General features: G+C 42.0%; 20 protein-coding genes. 2 read left to right on the plus strand and 18 right to left on the minus strand.

What is annotated here, in order from left to right:
* Window positions 1–107: 107 nt before the first annotated feature.
* The 4 genes from glnA to RWP09_RS06850 form a co-directional block, all read right to left on the minus strand.
* Window positions 108–1,454: a type I glutamate--ammonia ligase gene (gene glnA / locus RWP09_RS06835; protein ID WP_314435721.1), complete on the minus strand. Its 1,347-nt coding sequence runs from the start codon at window positions 1,452–1,454 to the stop codon at window positions 108–110.
* Window positions 1,455–1,490: 36 nt separating this feature from the next.
* Window positions 1,491–1,847, minus strand: a complete 357-nt coding sequence (glnR, locus tag RWP09_RS06840) for a transcriptional repressor GlnR (RefSeq protein WP_000659548.1) — start codon at window positions 1,845–1,847, stop codon at window positions 1,491–1,493.
* Between the two features lie 76 nt (window positions 1,848–1,923).
* Complete coding sequence (locus RWP09_RS06845) at window positions 1,924–2,451, minus strand: aromatic acid exporter family protein (RefSeq protein WP_049540998.1); 528 nt, start codon at window positions 2,449–2,451, stop codon at window positions 1,924–1,926.
* Between the two features lie 135 nt (window positions 2,452–2,586).
* On the minus strand, window positions 2,587–3,783 hold the full coding sequence (locus tag RWP09_RS06850) for a phosphoglycerate kinase (RefSeq protein WP_001096743.1): 1,197 nt from the start codon (window positions 3,781–3,783) through the stop codon (window positions 2,587–2,589).
* Between the two features lie 238 nt (window positions 3,784–4,021).
* Here RWP09_RS06850 and RWP09_RS06855 point away from each other — a divergent pair, with 238 nt between their 5' ends.
* Complete coding sequence (locus RWP09_RS06855) at window positions 4,022–5,653, plus strand: Na/Pi cotransporter family protein (protein ID WP_314435738.1); 1,632 nt, start codon at window positions 4,022–4,024, stop codon at window positions 5,651–5,653.
* A 96-nt stretch (window positions 5,654–5,749) separates the two neighbouring features.
* On the opposite strand, the gene RWP09_RS06860 is transcribed toward RWP09_RS06855, so the two are convergent.
* The gene (locus RWP09_RS06860; protein WP_000230159.1) at window positions 5,750–6,046 is read right to left on the minus strand and encodes a bacteriocin immunity protein; all 297 of its coding nucleotides are present in this window, start codon (window positions 6,044–6,046) and stop codon (window positions 5,750–5,752) included.
* A 19-nt stretch (window positions 6,047–6,065) separates the two neighbouring features.
* Window positions 6,066–7,130 (minus strand): glutamyl aminopeptidase, encoded by a 1,065-nt coding sequence (pepA, locus tag RWP09_RS06865; protein ID WP_314435743.1) that lies wholly within the window; start codon window positions 7,128–7,130, stop codon window positions 6,066–6,068.
* Between the two features lie 292 nt (window positions 7,131–7,422).
* On the opposite strand from pepA, the gene galE reads away from it, so the two are divergent.
* Window positions 7,423–8,421: a UDP-glucose 4-epimerase GalE gene (galE, locus tag RWP09_RS06870; RefSeq protein ID WP_314435745.1), complete on the plus strand. Its 999-nt coding sequence runs from the start codon at window positions 7,423–7,425 to the stop codon at window positions 8,419–8,421.
* 77 nt (window positions 8,422–8,498) lie between these two features.
* Here galE and RWP09_RS06875 read toward each other — a convergent pair whose 3' ends face one another.
* The 12 genes from RWP09_RS06875 to RWP09_RS06930 form a co-directional block, all read right to left on the minus strand.
* A complete protein-coding gene (locus RWP09_RS06875) occupies window positions 8,499–8,708 on the minus strand; it encodes a hypothetical protein (RefSeq protein ID WP_314435747.1) in 210 nt (69 codons plus the stop codon).
* A 105-nt stretch (window positions 8,709–8,813) separates the two neighbouring features.
* Window positions 8,814–9,056 carry a membrane protein insertion efficiency factor YidD gene (yidD, locus tag RWP09_RS06880; protein WP_314435750.1) on the minus strand — a complete coding sequence of 81 codons (243 nt, stop codon included), beginning with the start codon at window positions 9,054–9,056 and terminating at the stop codon, window positions 8,814–8,816.
* Complete coding sequence (locus RWP09_RS06885) at window positions 9,056–9,778, minus strand: pseudouridine synthase (protein ID WP_001222228.1); 723 nt, start codon at window positions 9,776–9,778, stop codon at window positions 9,056–9,058. The genes yidD and RWP09_RS06885 overlap by 1 nt, the downstream gene beginning before the upstream one ends.
* Window positions 9,765–10,334 (minus strand): SMC-Scp complex subunit ScpB, encoded by a 570-nt coding sequence (gene scpB / locus RWP09_RS06890; RefSeq protein WP_000105303.1) that lies wholly within the window; start codon window positions 10,332–10,334, stop codon window positions 9,765–9,767. Before scpB ends, RWP09_RS06885 begins: the two co-directional genes overlap by 14 nt.
* A gap of 18 nt (window positions 10,335–10,352) precedes the next feature.
* Window positions 10,353–11,081, minus strand: coding sequence for a segregation/condensation protein A (locus tag RWP09_RS06895; RefSeq protein WP_261196364.1), 729 nt, complete (start codon window positions 11,079–11,081; stop codon window positions 10,353–10,355).
* The gene (gene xerD, locus RWP09_RS06900) at window positions 11,081–11,815 is read right to left on the minus strand and encodes a site-specific tyrosine recombinase XerD (RefSeq protein WP_314435757.1); all 735 of its coding nucleotides are present in this window, start codon (window positions 11,813–11,815) and stop codon (window positions 11,081–11,083) included. Before xerD ends, RWP09_RS06895 begins: the two co-directional genes overlap by 1 nt.
* On the minus strand, window positions 11,812–12,273 hold the full coding sequence (gene cbpB, locus RWP09_RS06905; RefSeq protein ID WP_000560716.1) for a cyclic-di-AMP-binding protein CbpB: 462 nt from the start codon (window positions 12,271–12,273) through the stop codon (window positions 11,812–11,814). Before cbpB ends, xerD begins: the two co-directional genes overlap by 4 nt.
* Window positions 12,270–12,791, minus strand: coding sequence for a metallophosphoesterase (locus tag RWP09_RS06910; RefSeq protein ID WP_314435761.1), 522 nt, complete (start codon window positions 12,789–12,791; stop codon window positions 12,270–12,272). Before RWP09_RS06910 ends, cbpB begins: the two co-directional genes overlap by 4 nt.
* The gene (locus RWP09_RS06915) at window positions 12,767–13,738 is read right to left on the minus strand and encodes a nucleoside-triphosphate diphosphatase (RefSeq protein WP_314435764.1); all 972 of its coding nucleotides are present in this window, start codon (window positions 13,736–13,738) and stop codon (window positions 12,767–12,769) included. Before RWP09_RS06915 ends, RWP09_RS06910 begins: the two co-directional genes overlap by 25 nt.
* Window positions 13,735–14,529, minus strand: a complete 795-nt coding sequence (gene racE, locus RWP09_RS06920; protein ID WP_314435766.1) for a glutamate racemase — start codon at window positions 14,527–14,529, stop codon at window positions 13,735–13,737. Before racE ends, RWP09_RS06915 begins: the two co-directional genes overlap by 4 nt.
* A 203-nt stretch (window positions 14,530–14,732) precedes the next feature.
* Complete coding sequence (locus RWP09_RS06925; protein ID WP_000364990.1) at window positions 14,733–14,981, minus strand: YneF family protein; 249 nt, start codon at window positions 14,979–14,981, stop codon at window positions 14,733–14,735.
* A gap of 267 nt (window positions 14,982–15,248) precedes the next feature.
* On the minus strand, window positions 15,249–16,052 hold the full coding sequence (locus RWP09_RS06930; protein WP_042900324.1) for an ABC transporter ATP-binding protein: 804 nt from the start codon (window positions 16,050–16,052) through the stop codon (window positions 15,249–15,251).
* Between the last annotated feature and the right edge of the window lie 11 nt (window positions 16,053–16,063).

A 16,063-nucleotide genomic window follows, 5' to 3' on the forward strand; every position in this document is an offset into this window, starting at 1 on the left:
CCTATTCAGTTCGATATATCGCATCTCGTTATACAAAATATATCACACCTCGATATAAAACACAAGAAAAAAGACCGCCCTCAGGCAATCTTTCTTCTATATTAGTATTAGTAAAGGTCTAAATAATTATCAATTTCCCATTGTGAAACGAAGGTTGCATAGCTTGCCCATTCGATTCGTTTGGCTTCAAGGAAACTAGTATAGATATGTTCTCCAAGAGCTTCTCTGACAACCTCATCTTCTGTCAAAGCTTTCAAAGCGTTGTGAAGAGTTGATGGAAGGTCTGTAATACCAGCTTCCTTACGCTCTTCTGCTGTCATGATGTAGATATTTTCTTCGATAGGAGCTGGTGCTTCGATTTTATTTTCAATACCATGCAAACCAACCTCCAAAAGAACAGCCATAGCGATGTATGGGTTTGCCATCGGATCCACTGAACGTAACTCAAGACGAGTTCCCATACCACGTGAAGCAGGCACGCGTACAAGTGGCGAACGGTTACGACCAGCCCAAGCAATGTAAACAGGCGCTTCATAACCTGGAACCAAACGTTTGTATGAGTTAACTGTTGGGTTCATGATAGCAGTATAGTTGTAGGCATGCTTGATCAAACCGCCAAGGAAATAGTAGGCAGTTTCTGACAACTGCATTCCTTTTGGATCATTTGGATCAAAGAAGGCATTGTTTCCTTCTGCATCAAACAAGGACATATTACAGTGCATACCTGATCCAGCAATACCAAATTTTGGTTTGGCCATAAAGGTTGCGTAAAGTCCATGTTTGCGAGCAATGGTTTTAACAACAAGTTTAAAGATTTGAATCTTATCACAAGCACGGAGAACTTCATCGTACTTAAAGTCAATCTCGTGTTGTCCAACCGCAACCTCGTGGTGACTGGCTTCTACTTCAAATCCCATTTTGGTCAAGACATTCACAATCTCACGACGTGTATTGTCCGCAAGGTCAGTAGGCGCCAAATCAAAGTAGCCACCCTTGTCATTCACTTCAAGTGTTGGGTCTCCATTTTCATCCAATTTAAATAGGAAGAATTCTGGCTCCGGCCCAAGGTTGAAGGATTTGAATCCTACTTCTTCCATGTGACGGAGAGCACGTTTCAAATTACCACGAGGGTCACCTGCAAATGGTTCACCTTCTGTTGTATAGACATCACAGATCAAACCTGCAACACTTCCGTTTTCATCTCCCCAAGGGAAGACTGTCCATGTATCCAAGTCAGGATGCAAGTACATATCTGACTCATTGATACGTACAAAACCTTCGATAGAAGATCCATCAAACATAACCTTGTTTGACAAAACTTTATCTAACTGTTCATCTGTAGCAGGAATTTCGACGTTCTTCATCGTCCCCAAAATATCTGAGAACATGAGACGAATAAAGGTAACATTTTTTTCCTTGACTTCACGACGAATATCTGCAGCTGTGATTGGCATGAGTTTTCTCCTTAATGTATAACTACTTGCGGTTGCCTAACCGCGACCAAAAGGTGACCGTACTGAAGCAAAGCGCCCCTGTTGGAGGAGTTCATTGTGAAGTGCACGACGCACCTCAGTCTGACTCACCGCTTTCTTGGATTTCGCTTCACGCTCAGCATATTTTTTCTTAATGGCAGCGATATTATAACCTTCAGAGATATAATCTTTAATTTCAAGCAGACGATCCATGTCATTCAAGGAATACATGCGACGGTTTCCTTCGTTTCGATCAGGTTTGATCAACTCTTGATCTTCATAATAACGAATCTGACGCGCCGATAGATCGGTCAACTTCATAACACTGCCGATAGGAAAAACAGCCATATTTCGGCGAAATTCTTTTTCCTTCATTTACAATTTCCTTCTTTCTGTCTATTATAGTCTAAAAAAAGACAAACGTCAATTGATAATGTTATAAAATGTAACATTATTTTTCTTTTTTTTCTAAAAAGAGACGAATACGGTCAATATCGTAATTTACCAGAATTGCGACAAAAACTCCCATAAAAGTTTCCGATACACGCGCAAACACGTACAAAATCGTTTCACCACTCGGAATCGATAGGGTAATGATTAACATGGCCGCTACACCACCAATAACACCTGCTTTGTTATTCATGGCTACATTTGTCATAATGGTTAACATGGTACAAATTGGAACAACTACTAAAGTTACCCAAAAAGCTTCATGGAAAAAGCCATTTAATAGGAAGAAGACCAGAGCATAGAGGCCACCGATACTATTTCCTAGAATACGTGAAGTCCCAAAATGAACACTCTTATCAAAACTCTCCCTCAGACTAAAAACGGCTGTCAAAGCACCGATTTGAAGACCTTTCCAGCCAAAAAAGCCAAAAATCAAGAGAACTAGAAAAACAGCAATACCTGTTTTAAAGGTTCGCATACCAAGTTTGAACTGGGATTTATCGAATTTATATTTTTTAAAATAACTCATAATCTCAACTTTCTATTTCCATTTTATCATAATTTGGGTGATTTTATGAGTAATAGTTGAGAGGAAGCGTTTTTATTTTAAGCAAAAGAAAAGAGGAACTTTTATCCCTCTCTTCTTTGATTCATTTAGAAAATCTTATTTTTCTGTCAAGGCTGCAAGTCCTGGAAGAACTTTACCTTCGAGAAGTTCCATTGATGCTCCACCACCAGTAGAGATCCATGAGAATTTGTCTGCACGACCAAGGTTGATCGCTGCGGCAGCTGAGTCACCACCACCGATGATTGATTTAACACCTGGTTGTTTCACGATAGCATCCATCACACCGATTGTACCAGCTTGGAAGTCTGGGTTTTCAAATACACCCATAGGTCCGTTCCACACAACTGTTTTCGCACCAGTCAAAGCTTCGTCAAATTTAGCGATAGATTTTGGACCGATGTCAAGACCAAGGAAGCCTTCAGAAACTGCTTCACCTTCAGTGTCACGCACTTCAGTGTAACCAGCAAAGGCGTTTGCTTCTTTTGAGTCAACTGGCAAGATCAATTTACCATTTGCTTTTTCAAGAAGAGCTTTCGCAACATCCAATTTGTCTTCTTCTACAAGTGAGTTACCGATTTCGATACCTTGAGCTTTGTAGAATGTATAAGTCATACCACCACCGATAAGGACTTTATCAGCTTTTTCAAGCAAGTTTTCGATAACACCAATCTTGTCTGAAACTTTTGAACCACCAAGGATCGCTACGAATGGACGTTCTGGAGTTTCAACTGCTTCTTGGATGTAGGCAATTTCGTTTTCAAGAAGGAAACCAGCAACTGCTTTTTCAACGTTTGCTGAGATACCAACGTTAGATGCGTGTGCACGGTGAGCTGTACCGAATGCATCGTTTACGAAGATACCATCTCCAAGTGATGCCCAGTATTTACCAAGTTCAGGATCGTTTTTAGATTCTTTTTTGCCATCAACATCTTCGTAACGAGTGTTTTCAACCAAGAGAACTTGTCCATCTTCAAGAGCGTTGATTGCTGCTTCCAATTCAGCACCACGAGTGACACCTGGGAAAACAACATCTTGACCCAATTTAGCAGCCAAGTCAGCTGCTACAGGAGCAAGTGATTTACCAGCTTTATCAGCTTCTTCTTTCACACGTCCAAGGTGAGAGAAAAGAATTGCACGTCCACCTTGTTCGATGATGTACTTAATAGTTGGAAGAGCTGCTGTGATACGGTTGTCGTTAGTGATTACGCCATCTTTCAATGGTACGTTGAAGTCAACACGAACGAGGACTTTTTTACCTTTCAAGTCAACGTCTTTAACAGTAAGTTTTGCCATGTTACAAAAACCCCTTTATTTATTTTATTCGAAACTATTATATCACACTTTGGAAATATAAGGAAAGATTTCACAAGATTTTTCGATATTTAATCTCCATGCCATGTTAAAGTTTATTATTTTTACTTTTTCTCACAAATTTTCTTTCTAAAATTTCATCTTAACACTTGTTAGATTTATTTTTATCCTTTAAAATAGAATAGGAGAAATTCCGTTATTATTTTTCGGAGGAAAAGAAATGTCCATTAATTGGCAGGAAATTTTATTTCACTTTTTAGGTGGTCTGGGACTATTCTTATATAGTATCAAGACCATGGGAGACGGTTTGCAACAAGCTGCTGGAGACCGCCTTCGTTTTTACATTGACAAGTACACTAGCAATCCCTTTTTAGGTGTTCTAGTCGGAATTGTCGTGACTGCCCTGATTCAGTCAAGTACAGGGGTTACAGTTATCACGGTTGGACTGGTCAGCGCTAGTCTTCTCACTCTTAGACAGGCTATCGGAATTATCATGGGAGCCAACATCGGAACCACCGTTACTTCCTTTATCATCGGTTTCAAGCTTGGTGAGTATGCTTTACCTCTGATTTTCCTTGGAACCATGTTCCTATTCTTTACAAAAAACAGAACAGCAAACAATATCGGGCGCATCCTGTTTGGTGTAGGGGGAATCTTTTACGCCCTCAACCTCATCAGTGCTGGTATGAGTCCTCTTAAAGATTTACCACAATTCAAGGAATATATGGTAACCTTGGGACAAAATCCTATTTTAGGAGTTTTTGCTGGTGCAGTGATTACCGTTCTCATCCAGGCTTCTTCTGCGACAATCGGGATTTTGCAGGGTCTCTATGCAGGTGGATTCCTTGACCTTAATGGTTCTCTACCAGTTCTCTTCGGAGATAATATTGGGACAACTTTAACCGTTATCATCGCGGCAGCTGGAGCCAATGTCTCTGCGAAACGCGTTGCTGCAACCCACGTTACCTTTAACGTTTTAGGAACTATTCTTTGCTTAATCTTCTTAGGCCCCTTCACTGCTATGATTGAGTACTTCCAAGCACTCCTTCACCTCTCACCTGAGATGACCATCGCCTTCTCTCACGGTGCCTTTAACGTAAGTAACACCATTGTACAATTTCCCTTCATCGGAGCCTTGGCTTTCTTTGTAACCAAGCTCATCCCTGGTGAAGATGAAGTTGTGAAATACGAGCCGCTTTATCTTGATGAGCATTTGATTAAACAAGCTCCATCAATCGCTCTCGGAAATGCCAAAAAAGAACTCCTACACTTAGGAAATTATGCTTCTAAAGCCTTTGACCTTTCTTACAACTACATCATTGACCTTAATGAAAAGGTTGCTGAAAAAGGACACAAAACAGAAGAAGCCATCAATACCATTGATGAAAAATTGACTCGTTACCTGATTACTCTTTCAAGCGAAGCCCTTAGCCAGAAAGAAAGTGAAGTGCTGACCAACATCCTGGATTCATCCCGTGATTTGGAACGGATTGGGGACCACGCAGAAGCCCTAATCAATCTGACTGACTATCTTCAACGTAAAAATGTCGAGTTTTCTGAAGCTGCTTTGGAGGAATTGGCGGATATCTATCAAAAAACCACTGGCTTTATCAAGGATGTCCTTGATAGCGTGGAAAACAATGATATCGAAAAAGCTCAAAGCCTGATTGAACGCCATAAAGAAATCAACAATATAGAACGTGTTCTCAGAAAGACTCATATCAAACGCCTTAACAAGGGCGAGTGTTCAACACAAGCTGGGGTCAACTTTATTGACATCATTTCCCACTACACTCGTGTATCAGACCATGCTATGAATTTAGCTGAAAAGGTCATCGCTGAACAAATCTAAGTACCAAGAAGCTATCCTAAATGGGATGGCTTTTTCTTCTCCTCATCAAGAATTGCTTTTCTAACATATAGAAAAATGCTTTGATTCACAAAGGAATCAAAGCATTTTAAAGAGTTCCCCGTACATAAGCGCAGAAGCCGCAGTTCCTCTATACTTGGCTTCTTCTCTTTTAATAAAACGAGCTAAGTTTATCAATTCAGGTGCCGGATGTTTGGGATTTAGGAGCAATTCACGATTGACCAGGCCTGAGAGACGAACTGCCAGCAATTGCTCATTTGTAGTAGGCAGTTTTTTAGCAGTCTCTAGGAGAGCAGCAACTAAATCTTCACTCAAATCATGTCGAGCATGATTGTAAAGATCTTTTACAAGGCTTTCTAGGTTTGGTTCTACCATCCCTACCACCTCCTTAAGTTTAATAGTTTTTAATCAAGTCAACTGTTGAACGATCCAATTTTTTCACCAAGGCTTGCAAGAAAGCTTGAGCTTCTAAGAAGTCATCCATTGCATAGAGGGTTTGGTGAGAATGGATATAACGAGCGCAAACACCGATTGTTGTAGATGGGACACCACCATTTTTCAGATGAGCTGCGCCAGCGTCTGTTCCGCCTTTACCACAGTAGTATTGGTACTTGATACCAGCTTCTTCAGCCGTTGTCAAAAGGAAATCCTTCATACCTGGGAGAAGCAAGTGACCTGGATCATAGAAACGAATCAAGGTTCCATCTCCAATCTTGCCTTGACCGCCATAAACATCACCAGCAGGTGAACAGTCAACTGCTAGGAAAACTTCTGGGTCAAACTTAGTTGTGGAAGTATGAGCACCACGAAGACCAACTTCTTCTTGGACGTTAGAGCCAAGATAGAGTTCATTTCCGAGTTTTTGGTCTGAAAGAGCTTCTGCCAACTCGCTCACCATGAGAACCCCGTAACGGTTATCCCAAGCTTTTGATATGATATTTTTTTCATTGGCTGTCAAGATTGCAGAGCTATCTGGTACGATGGTGTCGCCAGGACGGATGCCAAAACTTTCTGCCTCAGCCTTGTCCGCAAAACCGCCATCAAAGACGATATCTGCAATAGCTGGCATAGTTAGTCCACCCTTTCCGCGAGTCAAATGTGGAGGGACAGAACCCGAAATCACAGGAATTTCACGACCGTCACGAGTCAGGAGTTTGAAACGTTGGCTACTAACTACCATAGGATTCCAACCACCGATTTCTACGACACGGAAGGTACCGTCTGGCTTGATTTCGCTGACCATAAAACCAACTTCATCCATATGAGAAGCGACTAAGACGCGCGGTGCATCTGCAGCTTCTGAATGTTTAATTCCGAAAATACCACCCAAGCCATCTGTCACCACTTCATCCACGTGCGGTGTCAACCTTTCACGAAGATAAGCACGGACAGGTGCTTCGTGACCCGAGATTGCGGCAAGTTCTGTTACTTCTTTGATTTTTGAAAATAATGTTGTCATTTCAGTTCCTTCTTTCTTTCATCCATTTTACCACTTTTTATAGGAGAAGGATAGCGGGAAGGTGGATTTCTAAGTTAGTATCTTAGTCCTGCTCTATCTTAGAAAAGGATAGTATTCTCTTGCATATGAAGTGAAATCTAAGAAATATTCCAAGATTAATACAACCCTTGATTTGCGAGTAAAAAACAATTTTATAGCAATATCGTTCAGATTTTATCGAAAATTAGCAGAAAATAATTGACTTTCCTTTCTTATTTTTTTAAAATGGAACAAAACTAGAAAAGGAAAAATCATGACCAAAACAATTCTTGTTACAGGTGGGGCTGGCTACATTGGCTCCCATACCGTTAAAGCTCTTTTAAATGCTGGCTACCAGGTGCATGTCCTAGATAATCTCTCTACAGGAAATCGTTCAGCTGTAGATAGTCGTGCTAGCTTTAAACAACTGGATGTTTATGATGCTAGCGCCTTAAAAACTTACTTGGAAGAAAACAAGATTGATGCTGTTCTTCATTGTGCAGGTGAAATTGTTGTGAGCGAAAGTATTGAAAATCCAAGTAAATACTTCACTGCCAATGTTGCTGGTATGAACCAAGTTCTCAAAGTCTTATCTGAAGTTGGCATTCAAAAAATCATGTTCTCTTCGACTGCTTCCCTCTATGGTAATAACTGTATTGACAAGCCAGCAACTGAAGATACCCTGCTCGACCCTGTCAATCCTTATGCAGAGACAAAACTGATGGGTGAACGAATGATTTACTGGATGGCCAATCGCTACGACTGGAAATATGTCATTTTCCGTTACTTTAATGTTGCTGGAGCTGAAATGGATGCTTCAAACGGTCTGCGAGTGAAAAATCCAACTCATATCATTCCCAACATCAACAAGACCGCATTGGGACAAAATGATAGCCTGAAAATATTTGGAGATGACTATGATACACGTGATGGTTCATGTATTCGAGATTACATTCATGTCTTGGACCTTGCACAGGCTCATGTTAAAGGAATGAACTACCTCTTTCAAGAAGACAGTTCTTCTCAAATCTTTAACTTAGGAACTGAAAAAGGCTATACCGTCAAAGAAATCTTTAAAACTGCTGAAGAATTACTGAATCAAAAAATACCACACGAAATTGTTGCTCGTCGTGCTGGTGACCCAGCTAGCGTCCTAGCAGACGCATCAAAAGCTAAAAAATATCTTGATTGGAAGGCTAGCTACTCCCTCGAAGATATTATTTTATCAGATTATCGTTGGCGTGTTAAAGAAGGCAAAAACATTTTGGAATAAATAGCAGAAACATCAATAATAAATAAAAACACAGATAGATGGCACTTGATAAATACCAAGTATCATCTATCTGTGTTTTATACATTAGAATCTAATTTATACTCTTCAAAAATCTCTTCAAACCACATCAACGTCGCCTTACCGTAGGTATGGTTACTGACTTCGTCAGTTCTATCTGCAACCTCAAAATAGTATTTTGAGCTGACTTCGTCAGTTTCATCTACAACCTCAAAACACTGTTTTGAGTAGCCTGCGGCTAGTTTCCTAGTTTGCTCTTTGATTTTCATTGAGTATCAACTAACATCTTTACATGATAAAACGCATCCTATCAGAATCACTCAAACCTGATAGGATGCGTTTTTATCATTTCACTAAAATATTTTTGCCCAACCTCATTTTTCTTCTTGATTCCATTTAAGGGAAAAGTGGTCTGGGACGGGGTCCTTTCCTGTTTTCGACCAGGGATGGCAACGTAAAATCCGAGCCAAGCCCATCAAAACACCCTTGAAGCCATGTTTTTCAATAGCCTGAATCATATAGTTTGAGCAGGTAGGCTCAAAACGACAAGAGGGGGGAAAGGCTGGCGAGATAAAACGTTGGTAAAAGCGCACAGGCGCTATTAAGATTCGTTTCATTATTTCTTAGTTACAGCCATGGTATGTAGTTGGCTGATTTCTTTTTTGTTAAGACGACGGGATTCTCCTGGACGGAGTCCTGTCAAGTCTAGATGTCCAAAACGGGTCCGTGACAACTTGTCCACTTGGAGACCGACAGCTTCAAACATCTTTTTAACCTGATGGTTACGCCCTTCATGGATGGTCAACTGCACCACAGAACGGTTTTTGACTGGATCCACTTTGAGAATCTCATAGACAGCCGGCTTGGTTTTCTTGCCATCAATCTCAAGTCCACGGGTCAAGGGGCGGAGATTATCCTTATTGGCCACACCTTTAACACGCGCTACATAGACCTTGTCAATCTCATTACGAGGGTGAATCATTTCATCCGTAAAATCCCCATCATTGGTCAAAATCAAGACTCCTGATGTATCCCAGTCCAAACGACCTACAGGGTAGATGCGCTCTTTCACGTTGGGCAAGAGGTCGACAACCGTCTTGCGGCCCTTGTCATCTGTCACACTGGAAATGACACCGCGTGGTTTGTTAAGCAGATAGTAGACCTTTTCTTCGTTGTAGATAGGCTGGCCTTCAACTTCGACCTTGTCTCCTGACTTGATAGTGGTTGCTAGTTCACGTACCACTTGGCCGTTAACCGTCACCAAACCTTGCTTGATCAGCTCTTCTGCTTTTCTCCTACTGGCCACACCTGCGTGGGCAATATACTTATTGATTCTCATCTTCTTCTATCCTTTCACCAAATAATTGGCTTTCTTGCGCTTGAATCTCAAGCTCATCAATCACTGGCAGTTCTTCCAAATGGTTAATTCCCATGTAATCTAGGAAATAATCCGTAGTCACATAGAGGTTGGGGCGACCCAACACTTCTTTTTTCCCATCTTCTCTTATCAAGTCAAAAGCCTGCAACTTTGCCAAGGCCCCACTCGAGTTTACCCCACGGATGGCATCAATTTCTATCCGTGTGATGGGCTGTTTGTAGGCAATGATAGACAAGGTCTCAAGGGCAGCCCGAGACAAACTCTGGTTGATAGGTGCCTTGGAATATTCCTTTAAAATCTCTGCAAATTGAGGCTTGGTCACCAATCTATAAGCGCCCCCTGTCTCAATCAGAGCCAAACTGGAATCTGGGTCCTTTTCATACTTCTGGGCTAATTTTTCTAAACTCTGTTGGATGCCTGTTGGTGGCAGAGAGAGGAGTTCAGCTAACTGGCGGACTCTAATCCCATCTTCACCCGCTACAAACAAGAGCGCTTCTATTTTTGCTAAAGTACTCATCTTTCCTCTCTATCAAGTCTAGCTTTGGACTACTTGACTTTCTTCCTTCTTTTCCATGAGATAGATATCTCCGAAACTCTCCTCTTGCACGAGGATTAGTTCCTGGGTTTTAATTAACTCTAGGGTCGCTAAAAAAAGGGTAATGACCTCTTGGACATTCTGGGCTTCCTTGAACAAATCCTGCAAGCGCAATTGATCTCGTCCAGTCAAGGACTCTTTCACGATAACCATCATGTCCTCAATCTTATACTCATCCCGCAAGATAGTCGTGTGATTCTGTGCAAACTCCTCTTTTTTCTTGGCTAGGATATTTGAAAAAGCCAAAAAGAGGTCAATGGTCGTCTTGTCATGCACAAGCTCCGCATCTTCGTAAATCAACTCTGTCGGCGCTTTGGAATAGTGTTGGGCCCGTTCTTGATGCTTGGCTTCCAAGTGCTCCCCCAAGAGCTTGAACTTGCGGTATTCTTCGATTTGGGAGAGAAGATCCTGCTCCAGGTCATCCTCCAAATCTGTCACTTCTGCTACCTTTGGAAGTAGTTTGCGGCTCTTGATCAGCATGAGCTGACTGGCCATAACCATGTACTCCCCCGTCACTTCCAGACGCATGGCTTGCAGGGTTGAGACATAGGCTAGATACTGTTCGATGACTTCCGTAATGGGCACATCGTAGATATCCATCTGGTACTTAGAAACCAGGTGCAAGAGCAAGTCCAGGGGCCCTTCAAAATCTTTTAGTTTAATATCCATTATCTATATTTTTCTAAGGTCAGGACTGTTTTTAATCCTAATTTTTTTGCAATTTCGTACAAATCGACCTTCTTTTCTATCTGTCTTAGAATGAACTGTTCCCTCAAGGCTTGGGCTGATAAGGATGAAAAACCTTTCTCCTTGACAAAAGCTTCTAACTGACGAAAGGCCCACTGACGAGAATAGGCTTTCCCTCCCCTTTCAAAGAGATAGGTCTGGCCCATCAAGGGTTCCAATTCTGAAAGCAAGGTCGTGGGAATGGTAACAATCCTCTGTTGAGAAGCCTTCTTGATTCGCAACACCTGAAAATCCAGATTGATATCCTCAACCTTGAGAGCTAAAATCTCACTCGGCAAGAGCCCCATTTCCAAGATAAGTAGAGCCAGTAAACGCCCCTCTGGAATATCGCTTTCCTGCCAAAAAGAGTCTAAGTCTAACAATTCTGGCTTTTCGGTCTTCTTTTCAGCTTGTTTAGCTAATTCCAAGCGGTAAAAACTATCCACTTCTCCTTTTTGATAGAGAAAGTAGAGAAATTGGTTACAGGCCGAAATCTTTCGCTTCTGGGCGCTGATTTTTAGATCTGCTAGCTGGGCTTGGTAAATCTTGAGACTGGTCTCAGAAATCTGCTTGCCCACAATGTCTAAAAATTGTTCCAGATCATACTTATAGGACTGCTTGGAATTGGCAGATAAGCCCTGCTTTTCTTCTAAAAAGGCTGAAATCCTATCTCTCATTTGCATCGAATCTCATATTCCTTACTAAAATCATGCAAGAGGGCATTGACTGCCTTGAGGATAGACTTGCGCGTGATAATTCCTTGGAAAATCCCAGACGCATCCACAACCGGCAAGAAGGACTCATCTACCAGCTTGTGCAAGACCTCCGTAATGGTAAAATCAGGCGAAACAACCGCTACGTCCGTCTTGGTCATATGAACAATATCCGTATCTGCCATGATTTCTTGGCTCAAGTCATGCTCCATCTGATAAGCCATAATATCTCTGAGCCCAATCGTCCCAACAAACTGTTTTTCATCTGTTACAACAGGAACACGGGTATAGGTCATCTGACTAAGCAAGAGGGTCGCGTGATCTGCATTGTGGGTATCAATCAACACGGCCAGATTTTCAGCAGGGGTCAAAAAAGTTTCCTCCTGCCCCAACAAGAAAGTCTCAAACTCCTTGGCAATCATCGGCTAAACTCCTTAGACAACCCTGGATACACCTCATGGTCTCGTGTCAAAAAGTCCACTTTGAAGTAACTATCATCAATCTCCACACGAGCATAGAGACATTCTCTGATGGTCCCACGTGGTTGACTGATGGAACCTGGATTTAGAAAGAGGGTCTTACCTTCCATCCAAGCGCTTGGCACATGCAAGTGACCATAGAGACAGATATCGGCCTCTTCTTCCTGAGCCCAGTAGTCCAACTTTTGAAAGTTGAAATTGATGTCAAACAAGTGACCATGGGTTTGGATAATCTTAGTCGAACCAAGATCAGTCACCAAACGTTCTGGGTAACCTGCATAGAAGTCCATATTCCCTTTAACAACACGGATGCCTTCCCAAAGGGGAGAATCAGGGCGCAGTTCAGAATCGCCGTTATGAAAAACGGCATCAACTTTGCCTACATAGCGATCACGGATTTCTTCCACAATCAAACTATCGCCATGAGAATCGCTCATTACAATGATGATTTGCTTTGCCATGATGGAAATACCTCCAAAAGTTTCTTAACGGCTAAGGCACGGTGAGATTGGCTATTTTTTTCTTCAAGGGTTAACTCAGCTGATGATTTGCCTGTCTCTCCTACAAGGAAGAGAGGATCGTAACCAAATCCATTTTCACCCTTAGGTTCAAAGTTAATGTAGCCTGGCCAGTCTGCTTCAACAACCAAACTTTCCTTGTTTGGGCTGGCTACGACTAGGGTTGTATGGAATTGAGCCGAGCGGTCCTTGAGTTCAAAGACCATGGCTAATTCGTGCAAGAGCTTGGCATTGTTTTCACGATCAGTTGCTTCCACACCTGCGAAACGAGCTGACCAGACACCTGGCAAGCCGCCTAGGACATCGACTTTGAGACCAGAATCATCTGCCAGAACCATCTTGCCCGTTAATTGAGAAATGGTTTCCGCCTTAAGGCGGGCGTTTTCTTCGAAGGTCATGCCTGTTTCTGCTACTTCAGGCAAGTCAGGATAGTCATTAAGATTTTCCACATCGTAGCCTAGCTTGTCAAAGATAGCTCGGAATTCCTTGGTCTTGCCCTCGTTACGAGTCGCAATCAATAAGGTTTCTCTGACCTTGCTTGTCTCAAAGAAATCATGAACATTGACCCCTTCTTTAGGCAATTCTACATACAAGAGCTGCCCATTTTCAACCAAGAGCAGGGCTCCCTGACGTTGAATAACTTCCAAATTTCGTCTCATTTCTTGGTTAAGGATATCTACTACAAAAGACAATAAACGGTAGGGAGAACCATAGCGTAAAACAGTAACTGAAAGTGGAAAACCTCGTTCCTCGTCTCGAAAGATTTTGGCCAATCCAACTAGAGGAAAATCCAAGTCTTCATCAGTCAATGTCCGGACACCACCAAAAATACTATATGAGCCGACATACCAGTCCTGGTCATCCTTATATTCATAAATTTTATTTGTCATAATTCTACATGCTCCACATAAATCTCTTTTTCCAGCCATTCTTCACCAATTTGTGCAAAACTTTGGTTGCTGGCTGTTGTGTAAAAACGGTGATGGAGTGGTCCAGCATCGCGACCACGATTGATTTCAAAATAATTAAGTAAGACTGAGATATCTCGTACGCACTCTGCTCCACTATCGATGAGCTGAACCTTGGGCCCCATGACATTTTGAATAATAGGTCTGAGGAGTGGATAATGGGTACAACCCAAAATCAGGCTATCCACCTTTCCAACCAAGGGACGCAGGGTTTCATAGACCACTTTCTTGGTGACACTGGTTGACAGAGCACCCGACTCAACCAAGGGAGCAAACTTGGGACAGGCCAAACTCTCCACCTGTAAGTCCGGATCCAAATCATGGATTTTCTGACGGTAGATGTCTGATTGTACCGTCATGGGTGTTCCAATCACTCCGATTTTCCCACCTTGGCTGGACTTGATGGCTGCCGAAGCTCCTGGCAAAATTACACCCAAGACAGGAATATCTAGTTGAGCCTTGATTTCTTCCCAGACGACAGCAGTCGCAGTGTTACAAGCAATGACAATCATCTTGACATCCTTGGTCAAGAGAAAGTTGACCAACTGCCAAGTATATTCACGAATTTGCTCAGCAGGACGGGGGCCGTAAGGCGCCCGTGCCGAATCTCCAATATAGACGATTTCTTCATGGGGAAGCTGGCGCATGAGCTCGCGCACAACGGTCAAGCCCCCGACACCCGAATCCAAAAAACCAATTGGTCGATTATCCATACAGTCTTCTTTCTAGTCTTTTTTCTGATTGATAGTTCATTATGATTACCGTTCCTTATGAACTGAATAATGACAGCCTAATCAACAACTATCTCTCTTAATCATAATCAAATATCAATAGAATGCAAGGAAAAAGTCTCATCCCTAAACCCTTAGCCAACATAGTGAGAAGTCTGGAACTTTCATCCCAGACTTTTCCTTATTTATTTTTTCTTTTTATTGTTAGCAAGGGCTGCCTTTTGTTGGCGGATGATTTGGTGGTAAACTTGTTGTACCTTTGCTTCGCTTGGTTTTTGACCATTTGCACTCAAAAGAGTACGAACTGCTTCAGCATTCAAACGTGGGTTGTCAGCGAATTCTTTTTCAATTTGCTTACGAACCAAGTACATTCCTCCAAGAGCCCCTCCTAGAAAAGCTAGCACAATCAATACAATTGCTAATAGTAAATCCATCATTTTTCTCCTGTTTCTTTTTGAGTCCCTTTCATTATACCATAAACTAGCCACCCTGACCAGTTTGTTTTACGCTTTCAGGGAGGGAATAGACAGCAAAAAGAACCCTGCTTTTCTGCAAAAGAGGCCTCCTTACTGAGTTTATACTCAATGAAAATCAAAGATCTGACGTGGTTTGAAGAGATTTTAGAAGAGTATCAATTTCATATTTCTGCCTATCCATTTATACTAATAAAAGACTGAGACACCACATCTCAGCCTTTTTCTTTATCCCAAAACCAACTCATCACTGACTAGACTTTGGCCACTATTTTTCTGAAAAAGATGCATGAGATCTTCAACCGTCAGATGCTTTTTCTCTTCTCCTTTGACATCCACCACTATCTTGCCCTGATAGAGCATAATGAGACGATTGCCGTACTCAATCGCATGGTTCATATCGTGGGTAATCATCAAAGTCGTCAACTGATGGTGTTCCACAATCTTTTGCGTCAAATCCATCACCATTTGACTAGTTTTCGGGTCAAGTGCCGCAGTATGTTCATCCAAAAGCAAAAGTTTGGGTTTCACCAGAGCAGCCATGATTAGGGTCAAGGCCTGTCTTTGTCCTCCCGAGAGGTATTGAGTATCTACTTTCAAGCGATTTTCAAGACCAATATTCAACTCTTTCAAAGCTTCTTGGAACTGGATTCTATCCTTCTCCTTCACACCCCAGCCAAGTCCTCTCTTCTGACCACGTCTCAAGGCAATGGCCATATTCTCCTCAATCGTCAAACGAGAAGCTGTCCCCATCTTCGGATCTTGAAAAACACGGGCAATATCCTTGGCTCTCTTTCTTACACTCATATTTTTAATGGATTTGCCTGCCAATAAAAGGTCTCCTTCGTCCACCGATAGATTGCCAGCCAAGATATTCATCAAAGTGGATTTCCCTGCTCCATTTCCACCAATCACAGATATAAAATCTCCCTCTTCAACTTCTAAATCTAATCCTTTGAGGACATGGTTCTCATTGACCGTCCCTGCTTCAAATGTTTTGTGAATATTTTCAAGTGTTAACAAACTTGCCATAACTTTCTCCT

Origin of the sequence: uncultured Streptococcus sp. (genome assembly GCF_963521255.1) — a bacterium.
GTDB lineage: Bacteria > Bacillota > Bacilli > Lactobacillales > Streptococcaceae > Streptococcus.